Raw genomic sequence first — 231 nt, 5'->3', positions numbered from 1 at the left:
CCTGTCCTGCTAAATGCAATTGCGCTAACCCCGTCCCTACTTCACCACAATGATCTATATCGGGCTGACGAACCCACTCTCCTTCCAGAAAAGTAATAATAGCAGCAGGACGTCCTGCTAGTTCACCGATCATCACTCCATCATTTTGAATAACGGGTTGAGGACAAGGAATTCCACGCTGTCCTAAATGCTGCATCAATCAACAAAAAAAAGGTAAATCATCTTTTGAAA

1 pseudogene is annotated in these 231 nt (G+C 43.7%); it reads right to left on the bottom strand.

The annotated features are described in order from the left end of the window. Nucleotides 1–231: pseudogene (locus tag ACFINC_RS11425) on the bottom strand (phosphotransferase); the annotation flags it as partial.

This window comes from Bartonella sp. AP58NXGY (assembly GCF_042195785.1).
GTDB lineage: Bacteria > Pseudomonadota > Alphaproteobacteria > Rhizobiales > Rhizobiaceae > Bartonella.
The sequence above is the reverse complement of the archived record's forward strand: the minus strand, read 5'-3'. Positions and strand labels throughout refer to the sequence as shown.